Annotated in this window: 21 protein-coding genes and 1 other RNA gene; 10 read left to right on the top strand and 12 right to left on the bottom strand. The window is 36.2% G+C overall.

Features of this window, described 5'->3' with window-relative positions:
• Positions 1 to 8 precede the first annotated feature (8 nt).
• Entirely contained in the window at positions 9 to 1,031 is a 1,023-nt protein-coding gene (locus tag F4V44_RS03990; protein WP_150438694.1) for a FecCD family ABC transporter permease, read from the bottom strand.
• A complete protein-coding gene (locus F4V44_RS03985; protein ID WP_150438693.1) occupies positions 1,031 to 2,044 on the bottom strand; it encodes a FecCD family ABC transporter permease in 1,014 nt (337 codons plus the stop codon). The genes F4V44_RS03990 and F4V44_RS03985 overlap by 1 nt, the downstream gene beginning before the upstream one ends.
• 98 nt (positions 2,045 to 2,142) lie before the next feature.
• Between F4V44_RS03985 and F4V44_RS03980 the strand changes: the two genes are divergently transcribed.
• From F4V44_RS03980 to F4V44_RS03970, 3 genes are all read left to right on the top strand, one after another.
• Positions 2,143 to 3,114, top strand: coding sequence for an iron-hydroxamate ABC transporter substrate-binding protein (locus tag F4V44_RS03980; protein WP_150438692.1), 972 nt, complete (start codon positions 2,143 to 2,145; stop codon positions 3,112 to 3,114).
• Positions 3,115 to 3,335: 221 nt separating this feature from the next.
• Positions 3,336 to 4,169 (top strand): ABC transporter ATP-binding protein, encoded by an 834-nt coding sequence (locus tag F4V44_RS03975; protein WP_150438691.1) that lies wholly within the window; start codon positions 3,336 to 3,338, stop codon positions 4,167 to 4,169.
• A gap of 224 nt (positions 4,170 to 4,393) precedes the next feature.
• Positions 4,394 to 5,374: an extracellular catalytic domain type 1 short-chain-length polyhydroxyalkanoate depolymerase gene (locus F4V44_RS03970; RefSeq protein WP_150438690.1), complete on the top strand. Its 981-nt coding sequence runs from the start codon at positions 4,394 to 4,396 to the stop codon at positions 5,372 to 5,374.
• A 121-nt stretch (positions 5,375 to 5,495) separates the two neighbouring features.
• On the opposite strand, the gene codY is transcribed toward F4V44_RS03970, so the two are convergent.
• Complete coding sequence (gene codY / locus F4V44_RS03965; protein ID WP_150438689.1) at positions 5,496 to 6,287, bottom strand: GTP-sensing pleiotropic transcriptional regulator CodY; 792 nt, start codon at positions 6,285 to 6,287, stop codon at positions 5,496 to 5,498.
• A gap of 334 nt (positions 6,288 to 6,621) precedes the next feature.
• Between codY and F4V44_RS03960 the strand changes: the two genes are divergently transcribed.
• A complete protein-coding gene (locus F4V44_RS03960) occupies positions 6,622 to 7,374 on the top strand; it encodes a coiled-coil domain-containing protein (RefSeq protein ID WP_150438688.1) in 753 nt (250 codons plus the stop codon).
• 61 nt (positions 7,375 to 7,435) lie between these two features.
• On the opposite strand, the gene F4V44_RS03955 is transcribed toward F4V44_RS03960, so the two are convergent.
• Positions 7,436 to 7,816, bottom strand: coding sequence for a hypothetical protein (locus F4V44_RS03955; protein WP_150438687.1), 381 nt, complete (start codon positions 7,814 to 7,816; stop codon positions 7,436 to 7,438).
• A 237-nt stretch (positions 7,817 to 8,053) separates the two neighbouring features.
• Between F4V44_RS03955 and F4V44_RS03950 the strand changes: the two genes are divergently transcribed.
• The gene (locus F4V44_RS03950) at positions 8,054 to 8,362 is read left to right on the top strand and encodes an MGMT family protein (RefSeq protein WP_150438686.1); all 309 of its coding nucleotides are present in this window, start codon (positions 8,054 to 8,056) and stop codon (positions 8,360 to 8,362) included.
• 87 nt (positions 8,363 to 8,449) lie between these two features.
• On the top strand, positions 8,450 to 9,124 hold the full coding sequence (locus tag F4V44_RS03945) for a Crp/Fnr family transcriptional regulator (RefSeq protein WP_150438685.1): 675 nt from the start codon (positions 8,450 to 8,452) through the stop codon (positions 9,122 to 9,124).
• Positions 9,125 to 9,218: 94 nt separating this feature from the next.
• On the opposite strand, the gene yyaC is transcribed toward F4V44_RS03945, so the two are convergent.
• From yyaC to F4V44_RS03930, 3 genes are all read right to left on the bottom strand, one after another.
• Positions 9,219 to 9,821 carry a spore protease YyaC gene (yyaC, locus tag F4V44_RS03940; RefSeq protein ID WP_223881785.1) on the bottom strand — a complete coding sequence of 201 codons (603 nt, stop codon included), beginning with the start codon at positions 9,819 to 9,821 and terminating at the stop codon, positions 9,219 to 9,221.
• Between the two features lie 246 nt (positions 9,822 to 10,067).
• Positions 10,068 to 10,268: a cold-shock protein gene (locus F4V44_RS03935; protein ID WP_150438684.1), complete on the bottom strand. Its 201-nt coding sequence runs from the start codon at positions 10,266 to 10,268 to the stop codon at positions 10,068 to 10,070.
• Between the two features lie 168 nt (positions 10,269 to 10,436).
• Entirely contained in the window at positions 10,437 to 10,811 is a 375-nt protein-coding gene (locus F4V44_RS03930) for a nucleotide excision repair endonuclease (protein ID WP_150438683.1), read from the bottom strand.
• A 237-nt stretch (positions 10,812 to 11,048) separates the two neighbouring features.
• On the opposite strand from F4V44_RS03930, the gene F4V44_RS03925 reads away from it, so the two are divergent.
• A complete protein-coding gene (locus tag F4V44_RS03925; RefSeq protein WP_150438682.1) occupies positions 11,049 to 11,261 on the top strand; it encodes a CDGSH iron-sulfur domain-containing protein in 213 nt (70 codons plus the stop codon).
• Between the two features lie 70 nt (positions 11,262 to 11,331).
• Here the strand turns inward: F4V44_RS03925 and F4V44_RS27205 are convergent, their stop codons facing one another.
• Positions 11,332 to 11,484 carry a hypothetical protein gene (locus F4V44_RS27205; protein WP_191090552.1) on the bottom strand — a complete coding sequence of 51 codons (153 nt, stop codon included), beginning with the start codon at positions 11,482 to 11,484 and terminating at the stop codon, positions 11,332 to 11,334.
• Between the two features lie 421 nt (positions 11,485 to 11,905).
• Between F4V44_RS27205 and yppF the strand changes: the two genes are divergently transcribed.
• A complete protein-coding gene (gene yppF, locus F4V44_RS03920) occupies positions 11,906 to 12,130 on the top strand; it encodes a YppF family protein (protein WP_150438681.1) in 225 nt (74 codons plus the stop codon).
• A gap of 186 nt (positions 12,131 to 12,316) precedes the next feature.
• On the opposite strand, the gene F4V44_RS03915 is transcribed toward yppF, so the two are convergent.
• Both F4V44_RS03915 and purU read right to left on the bottom strand, forming a co-directional pair.
• On the bottom strand, positions 12,317 to 12,820 hold the full coding sequence (locus F4V44_RS03915) for a hypothetical protein (protein WP_150438680.1): 504 nt from the start codon (positions 12,818 to 12,820) through the stop codon (positions 12,317 to 12,319).
• Between the two features lie 305 nt (positions 12,821 to 13,125).
• Entirely contained in the window at positions 13,126 to 14,025 is a 900-nt protein-coding gene (purU, locus tag F4V44_RS03910) for a formyltetrahydrofolate deformylase (RefSeq protein ID WP_150438679.1), read from the bottom strand.
• Between the two features lie 215 nt (positions 14,026 to 14,240).
• On the opposite strand from purU, the gene F4V44_RS03905 reads away from it, so the two are divergent.
• Positions 14,241 to 14,804, top strand: coding sequence for an HPP family protein (locus F4V44_RS03905; RefSeq protein ID WP_150438678.1), 564 nt, complete (start codon positions 14,241 to 14,243; stop codon positions 14,802 to 14,804).
• Positions 14,805 to 14,861: 57 nt separating this feature from the next.
• Here the strand turns inward: F4V44_RS03905 and ftsZ are convergent, their stop codons facing one another.
• The gene (gene ftsZ, locus F4V44_RS03900; RefSeq protein ID WP_150438888.1) at positions 14,862 to 16,013 is read right to left on the bottom strand and encodes a cell division protein FtsZ; all 1,152 of its coding nucleotides are present in this window, start codon (positions 16,011 to 16,013) and stop codon (positions 14,862 to 14,864) included.
• 763 nt (positions 16,014 to 16,776) lie between these two features.
• Between ftsZ and F4V44_RS03895 the strand changes: the two genes are divergently transcribed.
• Positions 16,777 to 17,124, top strand: a complete 348-nt coding sequence (locus F4V44_RS03895) for a replication initiation and membrane attachment family protein (RefSeq protein ID WP_150438677.1) — start codon at positions 16,777 to 16,779, stop codon at positions 17,122 to 17,124.
• An 86-nt stretch (positions 17,125 to 17,210) separates the two neighbouring features.
• Here F4V44_RS03895 and ssrS read toward each other — a convergent pair.
• Positions 17,211 to 17,406: non-coding RNA, 6S RNA (gene ssrS, locus F4V44_RS03890), on the bottom strand.
• Positions 17,407 to 17,497 lie beyond the last annotated feature (91 nt).

The raw sequence follows: 17,497 nt of genomic DNA, 5'->3' as shown, positions 1-17,497 counted from the left end.
CGAATTTGTTACTTTGCCTTTATCAGTAAATAGATAAAATAGGGAGCACTTAATATCGATACAACAATCCCAACAGGTATTTGGGTTGGTGCCAGCAAATTTTTTCCAATCGTATCAGATACCATCAATAATAACGCTCCTATAAGTGTAGATAGAGGGATAATATATTGATGCAGGGGCCCCATTAATTTTCTAGCAATATGTGGGACAACCAACCCTAAGAAGGCTATTCCTCCTCCTGCTGCTACAGATGCTCCAGCTAATGCTACGGCAATAAGCAGGAGCATCTGCCTTTCTCTCTCAACACTTGTACCTAGCCCCTTTGCAAGATCATCACCTAAATGTAATACATTCAATCCATGGGCTTTTGATAAGGCAATGGGAATTAAAATCAGAATCCATGGTAATAAAGCCCCTACAAAGGTCCAATTGGCATTCCAGATGTCACCGGTGAGCCAAACAGAGGCCTGTCTGAAATCCTGAGGATCCATTTTTAACTGAAAAATAGTCAAGAATGCACCAAAACCTGCATTCACTCCAATCCCAACTAGAACAAGCCGAATAGGATTCACACCATTTTTCCATGCTAATAGGTAAATAAGGAAAGCAGCACCAATGGCCCCAAGCAAAGCTGCAAACGGCATCATAAAAATAGACCATTTACTTGCCGAAATAAAATCTCCTTGAAAAAAGTAGATAAATAAGACAACCGCAAGTCCTGCTCCCGTATTGATTCCCAGTATGCCGGGATCTGCAAGTTCATTTTGCGTGATAGCTTGGAGGATAACTCCTGATACAGCAAGTCCTGCTCCAATTAACAACGCTAATACAATTCCCGGTAAACGAAACTCAAATAGGATTAGTTCCTGCTTAGCTGTTCCATTCTGTAGAAGTGTTCGTATAACATCGCCTGGTGCGATTTTAATGACTCCTGCACTTAAACTAACGAAAAACATAATGATAATTAACAGAAATAGCAGCGCAAGGATTGATATAAATTTTTTCTTTTTCTTCACTTCAGCTGTCTGCATTATTTTCCACCCCCGCTGCCACGTGCTAAGTAAAGGAAGAAAGGAACTCCAATCAGAGATGTGATGGCTCCCACAGGTGTTTCAAAAGGAGCATTAATCAGTCTTGAAACAATATCAGCTATGACAAGCAAAAGTGCACCGAATATGGCTGATGAAGGGATGATCCATCGATAATCTGTCCCCATTATAAAGCGAGTGATATGAGGCACTATCAGTCCAACAAAACCAACAGCACCGGCAACGGAAACCGCAGCACCTGTCATGATTAAAATAGAAATAATTCCTAAAGCCTTTATAATCAGGTTGTTTTGGCCTAAACCAATTGCCATGTCCTCACCCAGACTAAGGACAGTAATAGATTTAGAAATGAAGACAGCTACTAAGAGGCCTATAATCCCTGAAATCAAAAGAAGTTTGACCTGTGTCCAGTTAGAACCATCGAGCCCTCCTGCAATCCAAAATCCCAATTCTTTTTCTAAATTAAAATGAAAGGCTGTTACTGACGTGATAGAGCGCAGCATCGTTCCGATAGCTACCCCTGCTAGGGCCAACTTTACGGGCGTTAAACCGCCCTTTGAAAACGAGCCAATCATAAAGATAAGAGCAACGGCAAGGCCTGCTCCAATAAAAGAAGAAACTGTTAACCCTGCCCCAGGTAAACGAGGGAAAAACGCCAGCGTCATGACAAGGGCAAATGCAGCTCCATCCGTTACCCCCATAATCGAGGGAGATGCCAACGGATTTCTGGTCATCCCTTGCATGATGGCTCCAGATACCGCTAGAAAAGCACCTACGAGCGCAGCTGAAAAAGCACGGGGCAAACGCAGTTCTTGAATTACTTGATGCGAGGTTAAATCAGAATTAAAATAAAAAATGGCTTGCCAGACAGTGGCAAGATCAATCTCTGTTGTTCCATATGATACAGATACGCCGATAAACAGCAGTAATAAAATCATAGCAGCAACATTAAAAATAATTTTTAACGGACTTGAATGATTCATAAATGATAGCATGGTTCTCTCCTGTTGTTGTTTGAGTAAGAGCAAATTGACTTGATATGGGAATTTGATTATCATAAACCATAAAATTATAACATAAAGGAGAAATACATATGAAATCTACTAAAAATTTTCGTTTCCTTTTTTTCAGTATAGTTATCGGATTATTACTTATCATAACCGCATGCGGTAATAATGATGATTCAACAACTGAGACGAAGAATGAGAATAAGGAATCAACGGAAACAGCGGAAGTAACTTTGGATTCTGCAATGGGAGAAGTAACGATTCCTGCGGATATAAAAAGAGTGATGGCTCCTTTCCATGAAGACGCTTTATTAGCTTTAGGAGTTACTCCTGTTGCGAAGTGGGCAATTGGTGAAACCGTTCAGGAATATTTGGAAAAAGACTTAAAGGATGTACCAAGCATTGAATGGAATCTGCCTTTAGAACAAGTACTGAGCCATGAGCCAGATCTTATTATTTTAGAAAACAATATGGACGGTTATGAAGGAAAGTATGAAGAGTATAATAAAATTGCTACAACCTACGTCATGACAGAAGAAACGCAAACAGATTGGCATAAACAAATCGAAACGTTTGGAAAAATACTAGGTAAAGAAGAAGCCGCCAAGAAGGCATTAAGCGATTATGAAACAAAGGTAACCGAAGCGAAAGATCAACTAAAAGAAGCGATTGGAGATCAAACGGTCGCTGCCATTTGGGCAGTCGGCAACCAATTTTTCTTATTTGAACATAACCGTCACAGTGCCGATGTTGTATACAACGAGCTGGGATTAAATCAGCCTGCACTTGTGAAAGAACTGGGAGATGCCCAAAATGCCCAATGGAATCCCATCTCTGTCGAAAAGTTATCCGAACTTGATGCAGATCATGTATTCTTATTAGCCCTTGAAGGAGAGCAAGGAATCGAAACACTTGAAAACAGTGCCGTATGGCAAAGTACTCCAGCAGCCCAAAATGGCAATGTCCATATTTTAAACGACGCAAGTAACTGGACAAACAAAGGACTGCTTGCATCCGAAAAAACAATCGATGATATCGTAAAAACACTCATAAAATAATCGGCAAAAAGCTGCTTCACTACGTTGAAGCAGCTTTACTTTAGTGCGATGGGGGACAGTCCCCCATCGCACTAAAGCATTAATCTATCCATTTAAATAGTGAAAATGATTATCATTGACTATTAGATTAAAAGGAAATACAATATTAGTAAATACATTGGGAATAGTAATAGTAAATATGTATAAGTTGTTTTTATGCATGTCGTAGAGGAGAGATTCCAATGCAATCACTATCAGCAAAGGACTTAACACTTGGTTATGGGGAAACCATTATCATTGATGAATTAGATATAAAAATTCCTAAAGGTGAAATCACTGTTTTCATTGGCGGAAACGGCTGTGGAAAATCCACTTTATTGCGCTCACTGGCTCGTTTGTTAAAACCGTTAAGCGGCAGCATCTTATTAGATGGCCAAGAAATAGCCAAAATGAAGACAAAGGAAGTCGCTCAAAAACTTGCTATTTTGCCACAAAGTCCAACTACACCGGAAGGATTAACTGTTTATGAACTAGTTAAACAAGGAAGACACCCCTACCGAGGCCTCGTCAAGCCCTGGTCTAAGGCCGATGAAGAAGCTGTTATCCAAGCATTAAAATCAACCAATATTCTTAACCTAAAGGATCGGACTGTTGATTCATTATCTGGTGGACAACGGCAGCGTGCATGGATTGCATTAACATTAGCGCAAAAAACAGACATTATTTTATTGGACGAACCCACTACCTATTTAGACATGACACATCAAATCGAAATTTTAGATTTATTGTTCGAATTAAATGAGGAAAAAAAGCATACGATTGTCATGGTATTGCACGACCTAAACTTATCCAGCAGATATGCCCATCATATCATTGCAATAAAAGATAAAAAAGTATATGCCCAAGGAAAGCCAGAGGACATTATTACGAGCGAATTGGTCCACGACGTTTTTCACATGAAATGCAATATTTCATGTGATCCTATTTTTGGAACACCGATGTGTATTCCGCACGGAAAAGGCCGCTCTATCTATTCTCCTCAGCAAAAACCCACTAAACTGTCTTATATGAATTAGCTGCAATATATAATATATGCAGCTTTTCATATAAGACTTTTTTCTTTTCCTCCATAATAAAAATGACTATATAGAAGAAATGCAATCGCATTCAAAAAACAGTGGCAATTATAGGCATTCCTACATAGATTATAAGGACACCAATTGATTCATTTTCGCAAAAAAACCTACTTCCTTGATACAAAGCTTTTGGAGAAAAGTTAGATATTTAAGGAGAGCAAAATATGGGGAACTTTAAAGACTTTTTGCATGAAGGATTCTTTTATAAGCTTTATATTCCAAGTGGTCCCATAAACGAAAGTCTGCCAATGGTTGTCATGCTTCATGGATGTGAACAGAGTCCTGATCAATTCGCTGAAGAAACTAAAATGAATCAACTAGCTGAAAAAGAACATTTCATCGTCCTCTACCCTACGATGAAACGAATCTATAATCCTCTCTTTTTAGATCCTCATAAATCGAATCCTGCCGGGTGCTGGAACTGGTTCTTAGATGAAAACCAGCATCGTGGAGAAGGACTGCCAAAAAGCATTGTTAACTTGATGCGTGATGCTGAAAAAAAACTTAGTAATCAAAGCCTATCCATTGATTGGACTAGAATTTATTCAGCAGGCTTTTCGTCAGGCGGAGCAATGGCCACTATCTTAGGCGTCACCTATCCCGACCTTTTTAGCGGAATTGCTGTATGTTCTGGATTGCCATATGATGCCGCTAACACAAACTTATGGAAGGACCCATGGAACATTGCGGCCGAATTGGTTATGAGAAATGGTGTAAGAGATCCCTATAAATGTGGTTCAAATGCCTTCCTTGAAATGCAAAAGGCATATAGTGAAACAGGCATAAAAAGAAAAGTCCCTCTTATTGTCTTCCACGGCACAAATGATTTGACAGTCCATCCAAAAAATGCAAGTCAAATCATCATTCAATGGAATCAAGCACACTTTCTTCTTGAAGGTGGCAAAGGTCATGTGAACGCTGCGCCTACCTCCGTAAAAATTGATGCAATAAATAATAATGGCAGACGATATTCTCAGCACAGCTATACAGATACGAACGATTTACCGGCTATTGAACTGTATTTGGTACACGATATGGAACATATGTGGTCTGGAGGAAATAGCGGAGGGAAATTTACAGATCCGCTTGGCCCTGATGCATCATCCATTATTTGGGATTTCTTTAAAAGAGCAGTCGTCAACTAATGGCTATCAGATTTTTTCTGCTAAAAACAGCACTTGCAAAAGACCCTTATACCCTATAGAGTGCTGCTATTATTAGCATTGCAAAAAGGATCTCCCTCATTCTCGGGAGATCCTTTTCATATTATGCTAAACGGAATTTGTTTTTCTTTAACTTTTCAAGTGCAACTAAGAATTCATCATTAAGGACTTTAATATAGGTTCCTTTCATTCCTAAAGAACGTGATTCAATCACACCGGCGCTTTCGAGCTTACGAAGTGCATTTACAATAACGGAACGAGTAATTTTCACACGATCCGCTACTCTTGAAGCAACTAATAACCCTTCTTTCCCCCCAAGCTCTTCAAAAATATGTTCGACCGCTTCCTGCTCACTGTATGATAATGAATTAATCGCCATTTGTACAATCGCTTTTCGACGAGCTTCAATGGCACGCTCTTCAGCCTGTTCGCGCAGCATTTCCATACCTACAACGGTTGCACCATATTCTGCAAGGATCAGATCATCATTTTCAAAAGTTGTAATTTTCCCAATAATCAATGTTCCCATTCTCTCTCCTCCGCCAATAATTGGGACAATCGTTGTCACTCCATTTTTGAATAAATCTTTATTTTCAACAGGGAATACAGAATGTTCATTATCTATATCAAGGTTTGATGCAGTTTCTTTGATTTTTAGCAGATTCTCTGTGTACTCCTCTGGAAAACGGCGATCCTCTAACATTTGTTTTATTCGCTCATTTTCAATTTCTTGATTAATCGAAAATCCTAACAACTTTCCTTTTAAACTAATAATAAACGTATTTGCTCTTATGATTTCGCTTAATGTATTAGACATTTCCTTAAAATCAACAGTCTTTCCAGAAGTTGTTTGTAATAAAGAATTGATTTGTCTTGTTTTGAATAATAAGTTCATGTTATTTTCCCCCAATTAATAATCTTTCATTTTTGTCTATAGTGCCTTTAGGCGCACTAGAATAATCTATAATATTTACTGCATGAATTAATAAAAATAAATACCTTCCTTCTATATCTAAAGATATATTTATATTAATTGATTAAATATATTAAATTAATGATAAAAATCACAGTTTTCCATTTAAATGTGAATATTTTATTAATTATTAAATCCTTAAGAAAAATCATACACTATTTATTTTTTTCCTTCCCTAACAAAATATCTTGTGACACTCATCCGTTTTTTTTTACATAATATGAGAAAACAAGGGTTATAGGGGGTGAGAGAAGAAATGGGAATATTTATAAACCATGATGATAAACATCCTACTATTTATAAAAATAATGTATTACCGAAAGAACCGAATCAAGAAATTGTCAGATGTAATTCCCTCACCAAATTGATACAAGAGCAAGAAAAAGCAAACCAGGAACTAAAAAAATCAATTGAAGAGCTAAAACCTCGTTACAACAATCTACAAAAAACCATAGTAAAACAGTGTAATAATATGAAAAGACAAATCCATGATCTTAAGAGCAGCTATGATCATCATGAACATTTTGAGAATGAAATGATTCATTCGCTTCATTCCTTAAATGAAAAAAATGTCACTCTCCAAGCCAGTATAGAAAGTGAAAACCAAATCAAAACCTCCATACTAGAACAAATGAATAATATGCTTGCATCAGACGAGGAAATGGCTTCACGGCTGAAGCGAAATGAAGCCGCCATTCAACAGTTGTCCTTACAGGTGAACGAACAGATAACACGTAATAAGGAAACAGCAGCGAAACAAGAGGCATTTCAAGTAGACGTCCTGAAACGACTTGATAAACAGGAAGCATTAACCGAAAAGATTTCCCGGCAATTAAATCATATCCGCTCAATTATTTTTGAACGAACGAACTATTTAGCAGGTAAACTAGAGGATGGTTATAAGTTGACTTCTTCCTATGTTTATAAGCTGATGAATGGTTCTGACCAACCGTTGGAATTTACTTTGTTAAGTGACAAAAAGCAAAATAAGCAAAAACAAATAGATTAATCCCCATATTTTATTGACTAAGAGGACCAGTCATCCTTTGACGAAAAGTCCTCTTAGGCGTTTAATTCTCCTGTTCCTGTTCATGATAGAATTCCTCATCATTTTCTATCACAATGTATTCTTCCTCTGTTTGTTTTGTTTCTGCGTTGATGACCTCCATTGTAACGATTAGAGCGACACCGCTTTCTGTATCCTTTGCCCCCCAGATACGAATGATTTCATTTCCATTATAAAAAACAGTTTCAACAGTCAACACTTCTTCTTTCTCTTCATCCTTTGATTCAATATGCACAAATGCATGCAGAAATTGAACCTGCTGGTTATTACGGTCCAAGTAATCCATTAAAAAAGTTAAATATTTGGGGAAATCCAATAAACGTTCTCCGAAGAAATAATTTCCGAGCTCTGCAGGATTGGTTGTGTGAAATAATTGCTTTTGCATGATGTTATCTCCCTCTTGTTCTATTTATCATGTTTCTCTATTCACGAAACAATAAACTTGTGATTATCGTTTCTTCCATTTAATTCATTGTACCTATCTAGTATTATACCACTTTGACAGGGATAGTCCAAAAAGTGCTTATACTAGGAATCCTCTTGTCCCATTGTATTGTTTCTCGTATATTAAGGTTACTTTAAAGTACAAGAGAAATTGTTATTCGTAGAAAAGAGGCTGAATATGAACCCATTCACTGAAAAAGCGATCAACATCATTAAATCCATTCCAGAAGGAAAAATCATGACCTATGGACAGATTGCTGCTGAAGCAGGTAGTCCCAGGGGAGCCAGGCAGGTCGTTCGAATCCTTCACTCCATGAGTGAAAAACACCAGCTTCCATGGCATAGAGTCGTTAGTGCAAAAGGAGAAATTGCTATTAAAGACGAAGAAACACATTATTTACAAATAACCCTTCTTAAACAGGAAGGCATTGCTGTAGATGAAAATCACCGCATAGACGTTGAACAATATCGTTATGATTTTATTTAATAACAAAAAAGTCCCTTTTCCATTACAGGTACTATTTCACAAAGATTGTTATCTAGGTTACAATTTTCATGAAAGGAGAGGCTGAATATGGATAGTACAAAAATTCATCGAACGATGAAGATTGAGAAAGAATCCAATCTATACAGCGCCATCGAGAAGGTCGGTACTGTGCAGAAGTATGGAAAAGGTGAAATGGTTTATTTTCAAGATGATGCAGCCAGTGAATTTTATCTCATTAAATCTGGGCGTGTTCGACTATTTCTCACCTCTGCAGAGGGCAATGAAATCACGCTGAAATTATTAGGACCAAATATGATTTTTGGGGATGCTTCCCATCTCAGTCATACTCCCCGCTTAACATCAGCTAGTACGGTAACCGATGTAGAGTTGCTCACGGTTGATATTGACCGGATGCTTACATATATGACCCTGAATCCGAGCTTAATGATTGAGTTATATTCCTTAATGGCCCAAACCATCCGCCTGCTCTCCATCCAGGTATACAGCATGGCTTTTTTATCGTCTGACAAAAAAGTCGCGCATATATTAGTTCAACTCGGAACCTATTTTAAAGAAACAGAATCCGATTCACATTATTCTATTGATTATACCCATCAAGAAATAGCTGAATTAATAGGCATTGCCAGAGTAACTACAACAAAAATCCTTAAGCAATTTGAAAAACAGGGCTGGATTTCACTTGGCTATCATCATATCACCGTCAATAATGAACAGGCTTTGAAACAATATCAGCTTTCGTAATTTGCACACTAATGTAACGATAATAAGGGCTCTCCGAAATTGATAATCGGAAAAAGCCCTTTCCTGCATGTTCTTAAAATATCCTGTTCACTTCTCATCCTAAAAGTAAAAGCGGCTGATTAGACGGATATTGAAAATATTGACGAGCTGTAAGCGAAATCCCCTTCGCAATTGTCGTTGCCATTGTATAAATAAGATGAAGATCAGTCAGAAAGAGCGATCGTGTTTCAGATGGAATATTTTTAAACACTACCCCCATCACACTGCAATCACCAACTAGAGGCAACTTATTCCCTAAGCCTGCGCCAGGACTTATAGCTCCATCCCGGATCAAAATGGAATTTACTGTTTGTTCAGAGCCTAATACACTATCAATAGCTACTACAAAGCTATTATTAGGGAAAGAAATCTGATTTAGATCCGTTTCAAGAGTGACTGCATCTAAAGGATACTTTAAGGTTCCGGCAACTGTTATATGATTTGTATATAATCCTTCCAATAATGTACCGACAAACGGCCCTAGGCTGTCCCCATTTATTTTATTGGAACCAATTCCCACCACATAAATATGTTCAGTGCCTTCTGGTATCAAAGAAAATAAACGGTCCCTGATGAAGAATGGGGCTAATTTATGATTATAAGGAATGAGCTTTTCCATTCCTCCAACTTTTTTTGTCTCAAACCTAAGGCTATTCATTCTTCATACAGCTCCTCTTTACTAGTTACTCTTTCTTATAAAGTAATATCAAAATAATTTAATTGTTCTTACTTTTTATTTAACAATAAAAGAGTGCTTTTCGACAAGAAGAAGCTTGTAAAAATTCAGAATTCACCTTAATTTTTAGGTAATTCCTATTAATTCACGAAGTTTTTATAGAAATTATGTGAAAAAGCAACCATAATAAAAACAGACCCATAAAAGAGTCTGTTATGTAGGCAATCATTATGCTTTTTGTACGTTAGCAGCCTGCGGTCCACGCTGACCTTGTTCTACTTCAAAAGTAACGCTTTGACCTTCGTCTAATGATTTAAACCCGTCGCCTTGGATAGCTGAGAAATGTACGAATACATCTTCTGCTCCTTCACGCTCAATAAATCCAAAACCTTTTTCAGCATTAAACCATTTTACTTTACCATGTTCCATTTTGTTGCCTCCTAGTGCGTTTAACACATATTATAACTATCCTTGCTCAAGGGCTTAGACAATCAGCGTTTTATCACTATCTAGTCCAATACAAAGAACAAAAATAATTCTATTCCATCATAGCAGTAAGTTTTTATGAAAGCAAATTTACAATGGTAAAAATTGGATTTACTTATAAAAAACTTTATCTATATTGTATTTTGCACGCAGTTTATTAATAATATAGGTTTCGTAAATCTCTCTCTCCATCGGATCATCTACAATGCAGATATCCATTCGATATACCTCGTCCCGATGAAGTTTAATCGGAGAAACATTATCTTCAAAATGTTTTTTAATCCGTTGTCTTAGTTTTCTAGCCTTTCCAACGAAAAGCAGCTCGTCATTGATATTATAAAATAAGAAAATACCGCCCTTATCCCGTGGAATCAAATGGAAATCAATAAAGCCATAAATGGGTTTTATGATTGGTTCATTTTCTTTAGGAGTTTGTTTTCTTTCTGTAATCGTAAGATCAGGCTGTGGAATTTCAATTTTTATCACAATTTTCACGTCCTCTTTCTATCATGAAGATTCATCATAACATATATTGGCGAAAAAAGATAATTCATACATAGTATAAGAAGTAAAGGATCATTTATACGAATTTGCTGATTATACCAAGTATAATATATGTCCATAATTGATATAGATTAAATTGAGAAGATATATCTACAACATGTATATCTATTCAATCAAGTTTTGCATAAAATTCATTTGTATAGAAAGGATGATAAGAAAATGAGTAACGAAGAAAAAATAACCATTAAAATCAACGATAATGGTTCTATTCGCGTAACTGGTGATGTTGAATTAATTGACGGTGAGGGAAATCCATTTCAGACAGGATCAACTTTTTCACTTTGCCGCTGCGGACAATCTAATAAAAAACCATTCTGTGACGGAACCCATAAGAAAATTCAATTTGCCAGCGCTCCAAGAGCCTCTCAATAAGAGATAATAAAGTAAAAATAACCTAATCATTCTTCCATGAGAATTGATCAGGTTATTTTTCTTTAAACAATTATTTATGGGCAGTTATATCCCGATAAGGCATAATGGTCTTTTTTATCTCTTCTATATCAATTCCCTCAGCTTCATTTAAAAAACGATGAACGGCCTGTTCTGGATACCCATATTCACGAAGCAGCTGCTCAAGACTTTCTAGATTGTCCATAAGATTCACTCCAGTTATGTTTTGATAAACTCCAAAATCATTATTAGCCTTCCTTTTTTAGCCTTATTTATACAGAAAGTGGAAAAATTTGCTATTATATTAAGTGAATTTTCTCTTTTAAACCCATTTTATATGCATTTTTGTAAAAAACTTTCCGACAAATTCGACATGAATCGTTGCGTGCTTAAAAAACATCAATTCCAAATAGTTCCATTTTTGGTAAGTTTCATTTTTTAAAAACCATTCATATCAACAAACAACGAGATTGATCATTATTTAACGATATATTAAAAGATTTAAATATGTAAAAAGGTGTCGTTAGTTTGAATTTTATAAAAATTTAAACTGTACATATCACATGTTATACTTGTTTTTGAGAGCGTATTCATTAGCTAGATAATCTATTTAAGGAGTGAAAACTATGACAATAGAAAACTTAATATATCAATTTACCCAGGAAAAAAATTACAATCCTTCACATGCCAATGACCTATTAGATTATGTTCAAAAATGTTATATCGAAGAAAAACTATCTCTTGCTGAATACAAGTATCTTTTCAGTGAACTGGATAAAATGAAGGCAGAAAAACCGCATTCTTACTTTATTAAAACAACTCCATATGAAAGAATCAATCTTCCAGGATAATAGTAAGGAAAAAGTTACTCATTTTTGTTTTTAAGAATAAAGGCATTTATTATACAAAAGTCCATGGCAGAAATAAAAATTTGATATTGAGTTAACACTCCAAATAGACCGAAAAATAACCAGTAATAAAGAAGCTTGAGAAATATTCCAAGCTTCTTTTCGATTTTAAAAAAACAGACCTCTAATTTATTTAGATGTCTGTTTTCGCCAATAATCATAAATAACGTCTTTAAAGAATCGATGTAAGTCTGCCGTCTTCTGTTCCTGCAGCCATTCCACTTGATCAATCGGTAATTTCAACTTTAAACTGATTTTTTCAATCGGCATTTCAACTTTACGAATTTCCTCTATTGTAATGCCATCTTCAATATTTGGAAACTCTGAATCATTTTCATGTATTCTATCCAAATCAGGATATTCATTCGGATCATTTATTTCACAGAACAGACTAAGCTGCGGTAACCTGCCGACCAACGCTTTTACGTACATAATGGAGCTTATAATTCTGCCATCGTCTAACTGTATTTCAATAATTAAATTCTTCTCATTTTTATATTTCTTTACTGCCACTTCACTAACAATCATATCTAACTCTAATGTAAATCCCGTACTTGATTCAAAAAGATAAATGGCACTGTTAAATACATGAATACTTTCACCATCAATCTTAACTAATTTCACAGCAGCCATATTTATCCCCCCTGCTAACATTCTTACTGCTTGCAGATACAAGAATGGGTTCTATATTCCTATGTAGGCTATATAGAACCCGTCCTTTTTTATTTTTTAGGTTATGCTAACGAATCCTGTTGATAAGCCAGATTTTTGACTCATCCGTAGGAAATGGACATTTCTCACGCCTTTCAGCTGTGCCGAAAGGTTGCTGTATGGTTTATGAAGTGACAGGAGAAAATTCATTTTCTCCTGTCACTTCATAACCATACAGCTTTAGATGAGTCAAAAATCAACAATGTTAATAAACAAGGCTATTTTTTTTAAAATACAATCGTTTTGTTTTCATGTACAATGACACGATCTTCGAGATGCCATTTTACAGCTCTTGCCAGCACGCTCCGTTCAATCGTACGGCCGCTCTTTTTCAAATCCTCAATTTGACTCCGATGGTCTACACGCAGAACATCCTGTTCAATAATAGGTCCCTCATCAAGATCATTTGTCACATAATGTGATGTAGCCCCAATAAGCTTTACACCGCGCTGATAGGCGCGGTCATACGGTCTTGCTCCAATAAATGCAGGCAAGAAAGAATGGTGAATGTTAATGATTTGGAATGGATGTGCCTCAACAAAGGAAGGCGTCAAAATTTGCATATATCTCGCCAAAATAATTAAATCAATGTTATATTCCTTTAAGAGTTCTAACTGTTTTTCTTCTACCTGTGCGCGATTTTCTTTGCTGGCAGGTATATAGTAGAAAGGAATATCTAACGCTTCAACAATGGCTCTTGAATCCTCATGATTGCTGACTACTAGTGCAATATCAGTAAGTAAATCGCCATTTTGCCACTCCCATAACAATTCACGCAGACAATGAAGCTCTTTTGAAACAAAAATAGCTGTCCTTTTCATATCATAAACAAAGGTTAACTTCCAATCCATCGAAAATGTATCTGCTATTGCTTGAAATTGATTTTGTAGCATTTCTTTTTTCGATAAAATATCAGGACATTCAAATTCAACACGCATGAAGAAGTTTCCGCCTTCAGGATTTGTTGTGTATTGATTGGATTCAATAATATTTGCATCATTATCGTACAAAAATTTTGAAACAGTAGCAACAATTCCTGGCTGATCAGGACAGTTGATTAATAGTCTGCCTCTATTTTTACGACTTTCTCTAAACGAATGAATTTGATTTTGAATAACTGATTCCATATAAATCCCCTTTTTGTATGTATTATTAATTATAATAATCTAGTGTTATAATTTTTTAAAGGCTTATCCCCTTACTGATTCAAAAAATTACTCTAGTAATGAATAAATATTTTATAATTTATTTCTATAAAAAGGATTTAAATAATCTTTATTTTCCATTAGAATGAATTTTATGAATAATATAGTTAATAGAACAGTTTGAGGAGATTGAAAGAATGAGCTTGGAACGAGACACCGTTAAAGTTAGTAATAGTTTACCCAGTAATGTATTCTTAAGTACTTATATAACAAAAATGAAGGGACAAAAGGTCAAAGGCCACAGACTAAACTTAATCGAGAATGTTATTTCGGCAACTGGCGGACTGATTGCCATGATCATTATTTCCATACTTGCCGTATCTCTAGGTTACCCAATGGTTCTCGGTCCTATTGGCGCAACCTGCTTACTTGTTTTCGCCATCCATGAAGGACCATTTTCCCAGCCTCTTCCGGTAATTGGCGGACACTTCATTTCTACCTTTGCAGCTCTTTTATTATGGAGCCTATTTGGAAAAAGCCCTGTCATAATTGGAATAACTCTGGCGATAGCTGTCTTCCTTATGTTTATTTTGAAGGTTGTGCATCCGCCCGCTGCAGCTAGTGCGGTTGTAGCCATTAATACTCAGCCAGGCTGGGATTATCTGTTTATGATTGTTTTTTGTTCAATTCTGGTTATTGCCATTTCTGTTATATATAATAACTTGTTCAAAACTAGACAATATCCGAAGCAATGGTTTTAGTGACTTTCAGCCTTAAAAGGATGCCATAATAAATATGGCATCCTTTTAAGGCTTCACTTAATATCTTCTGTTTCGATTTCGTAAAAAAGTAGGAGTATCTAATGAATCTTCTTTAAATTGGGGATAGCCAGCAAATGGCTGTAAAACTTCTTCCCTTTTTTGCGGTTCATTGGCTGGATGTCGCTGTTCTTCTCTCCGTAGGTTCTGTCTCCTAGTCAAAAGAGGTCGGGAAGACGTATTCATGGATGGAATATCACTATCTTCAAAACCTGTTGCTACTACTGTAACAATTATCTTGTTCTTTAGATTTTCATTTATGATAGAACCAAATATCATATTTAATTCTTCATCCGAAGAAGACGCTACAATATCAGCTGCCTCTTGAACTTCATAAAGACTAAGATCATTACCGCCTGTAATATTTAACAGCACCCCTTGTGCTCCTTCGATAGATTGTTCAAGCAACGGGCTTGATATGGCCTGCTTGACTGCTTCTACAGCTCTGCCTTCACCTTCTGCAATACCAATTCCCATTAAAGCTGTTCCTTTATTAGACATAATCGTTTTGACATCTGCAAAATCAAGGTTAATTAATCCTGGGACTGCAATTAAGTCAGATATACCTTGAACCCCCTGGCGTAATACATTATCTGCTTCACGAAAAGCAGCAAGCATAGGCGTTTTTTTATCTACCACTCCTAATAACCGATCGTTTGGAATGATAATCAATGTGTCCACTGCTTGTCTCATGGCTTCGATACCTTTCGCCGCATTCATTGAACGTCTCTTGCCTTCGAAGGTAAATGGTCTTGTAACGATACCAATAGTCAAGGCCCCTTGTTCACGTGCAATAGCGGCAATCGCCGGCGCAGCTCCAGTCCCAGTGCCTCCGCCCATTCCAGCTGTCACAAATACCATATCTGCCCCTTCAAGCACCTCTTCAATATGCATTCTGCTTTCATCTACTGCTAGTTTTCCAACTTCTGGATTAGCACCCGCACCCAGTCCTCTCGTTAACGCCGTTCCAATTTGCATCGTAATCCCTGCACGGGACAGTTTAAGTGCCTGTGCATCGGTATTAACCGCAATAAATTCAACTCCTTCAATTCCATCCTCTATCATTCGATTCACGGCGTTGCCTCCTCCTCCGCCAACGCCGATTACTTTAATTCTTGCGTTCTGATCTAAATTCGCATCAAATTCCAACAACATTAACATCCCTCCTAAATTATGTCCATTCCATTTTCAATCAAAATCTTTATCATAGGATACTGATTCATATTGTTCGAAGGTTTGATTAAATACTGTATTCATATAGCAGATATTAAAGACTATAACTCTCATTTCTTTCCCCTGCCTAAATTCAGTATGTATAGTTTCGTGAAAGACTATTTTTATACCTGCAAGTCAAAAGTCCTAATCATCAGCGCCAAAATACAGAATGCTACTATTATATTTTTTTTGACAAATAATCTTGTCGTGTTGTTTAGAAAAATGTAAATTCCCTTCCGAATGCCCTCGTAATTTCTTGAAAAGTTTTTTTACTAGGGTACGATACAGACTGACGTTGCAGCAAATGGAATGTTTAAGTTCTTTTCTGTTATATGTGAATACATATTTCTTTTCAATCATTACATATTTTTACACTTACATTAAAAAAATTTTTTATTCCAATCATTCGACAAAAATTGAATTAGAACTACTATATAATGTATGAGTGTTGAGAGAAAAAAATAGATAAATAGAATACATATGAACAAATAAAAAGAACCTTGAAAGCTGCGATTGATATCCATTTACAAATAAAAGAAAGAGGATCTATTATGGAAACGTTATTCTATGTATGTATATACACTATGGTTGCTATTAGTTCACTATGGCTAATCAACCTTGTCTTTGACCAATTTATCAATTAACAGTCATCCAATTATGAATAAAATGGAATAATAATTTTATAGAAAGGAGTACTTTCATGTTTGATGAAACCGTCATCATAGAGGAGAAGGAAAGAAAATTAGCTGAGTTTTTAGAAACCAATACGACAGAAGATGTACTGATGGAAGTTCAAGAATACATCCCATCCCTCCATCCCCAATCAAAGGTAATCAGAAAATTGAAAGAAATGAAGCTGCCGCAGCCTGTTATTAATACTTTAATTTATTTTGTACTCGCTACGAATAAACAAACAGTAGCTATGAATAAATTAATGACGCTCGCAGATTTATGCAGAAAGAATAATATTAATAGCGCTCAATCAGCAATTACATTCTTTAAGCAGTATTACTATGCTTTTCATATGCAAATAAGCCGGCCCTATTGAATGACAAGTCATTCAATAGGGCCGGCTTATTTGATAGAATGAAATTAAAAACCAGTCTCCGATTGGAAACTGGCTTACAAATTACATGGTTAGCCGCTTTTGTCGTAAACAGGTATAAGAAAGTTTTAAACCACCACTCCTCAAAGTGGGTGTTTGCAGAAACATTCCTGCATGTCCTCCTTGTCGTATAGACAGAGGCCTGGCATTCCCGTTTCGATTTAAACTCCCTATTACAGCTTAAAGGTTAAAACTTTATTATGGCTACGAGCAATGCAGCTTGTGTTTTTATCTTAATTCATCTCCATAATGAATTCAATGGTATTTATATCCTATAAACAAAGTAGTTAAAAAGACCTATAAGCACACTTTCATC

This window comes from Niallia endozanthoxylica (assembly GCF_008710145.1).
In the GTDB taxonomy this organism is placed as follows: Bacteria; Bacillota; Bacilli; order Bacillales; family Cytobacillaceae; genus Bacillus_BD; species Bacillus_BD endozanthoxylica.
Note: the sequence above shows the minus strand (reverse complement) of the source record. Positions and strands in the feature narration are given on the sequence as shown.

What these genes read in the sequence shown, in the direction of transcription:
- F4V44_RS03935 (WP_150438684.1), bottom strand. Translation starts at nt 10,268, where the DNA reads ATGGAACATGGTAAAGTAAAATGGTTTAATGCTGAAAAAGGTTTTGGA.
- purU (WP_150438679.1), bottom strand. Translation starts at nt 14,025, where the DNA reads ATGGAATCAGTTATTCAAAATCAAATTCATTCGTTTAGAGAAAGTCGT.
- F4V44_RS03960 (WP_150438688.1), top strand. Translation starts at nt 6,622, where the DNA reads ATGGGAATATTTATAAACCATGATGATAAACATCCTACTATTTATAAA.
- F4V44_RS03975 (WP_150438691.1), top strand. Translation starts at nt 3,336, where the DNA reads ATGCAATCACTATCAGCAAAGGACTTAACACTTGGTTATGGGGAAACC.
- F4V44_RS03905 (WP_150438678.1), top strand. Translation starts at nt 14,241, where the DNA reads ATGAGCTTGGAACGAGACACCGTTAAAGTTAGTAATAGTTTACCCAGT.
- F4V44_RS03895 (WP_150438677.1), top strand. Translation starts at nt 16,777, where the DNA reads ATGTTTGATGAAACCGTCATCATAGAGGAGAAGGAAAGAAAATTAGCT.
- F4V44_RS03980 (WP_150438692.1), top strand. Translation starts at nt 2,143, where the DNA reads ATGAAATCTACTAAAAATTTTCGTTTCCTTTTTTTCAGTATAGTTATC.
- codY (WP_150438689.1), bottom strand. Translation starts at nt 6,287, where the DNA reads ATGAACTTATTATTCAAAACAAGACAAATCAATTCTTTATTACAAACA.
- F4V44_RS03990 (WP_150438694.1), bottom strand. Translation starts at nt 1,031, where the DNA reads ATGCAGACAGCTGAAGTGAAGAAAAAGAAAAAATTTATATCAATCCTT.
- F4V44_RS03945 (WP_150438685.1), top strand. Translation starts at nt 8,450, where the DNA reads ATGGATAGTACAAAAATTCATCGAACGATGAAGATTGAGAAAGAATCC.
- F4V44_RS03985 (WP_150438693.1), bottom strand. Translation starts at nt 2,044, where the DNA reads ATGCTATCATTTATGAATCATTCAAGTCCGTTAAAAATTATTTTTAAT.
- F4V44_RS03970 (WP_150438690.1), top strand. Translation starts at nt 4,394, where the DNA reads ATGGGGAACTTTAAAGACTTTTTGCATGAAGGATTCTTTTATAAGCTT.
- yppF (WP_150438681.1), top strand. Translation starts at nt 11,906, where the DNA reads ATGACAATAGAAAACTTAATATATCAATTTACCCAGGAAAAAAATTAC.
- F4V44_RS03925 (WP_150438682.1), top strand. Translation starts at nt 11,049, where the DNA reads ATGAGTAACGAAGAAAAAATAACCATTAAAATCAACGATAATGGTTCT.
- F4V44_RS27205 (WP_191090552.1), bottom strand. Translation starts at nt 11,484, where the DNA reads ATGGACAATCTAGAAAGTCTTGAGCAGCTGCTTCGTGAATATGGGTAT.
- F4V44_RS03950 (WP_150438686.1), top strand. Translation starts at nt 8,054, where the DNA reads ATGAACCCATTCACTGAAAAAGCGATCAACATCATTAAATCCATTCCA.
- yyaC (WP_223881785.1), bottom strand. Translation starts at nt 9,821, where the DNA reads ATGAATAGCCTTAGGTTTGAGACAAAAAAAGTTGGAGGAATGGAAAAG.
- F4V44_RS03915 (WP_150438680.1), bottom strand. Translation starts at nt 12,820, where the DNA reads ATGGCTGCTGTGAAATTAGTTAAGATTGATGGTGAAAGTATTCATGTA.
- F4V44_RS03955 (WP_150438687.1), bottom strand. Translation starts at nt 7,816, where the DNA reads ATGCAAAAGCAATTATTTCACACAACCAATCCTGCAGAGCTCGGAAAT.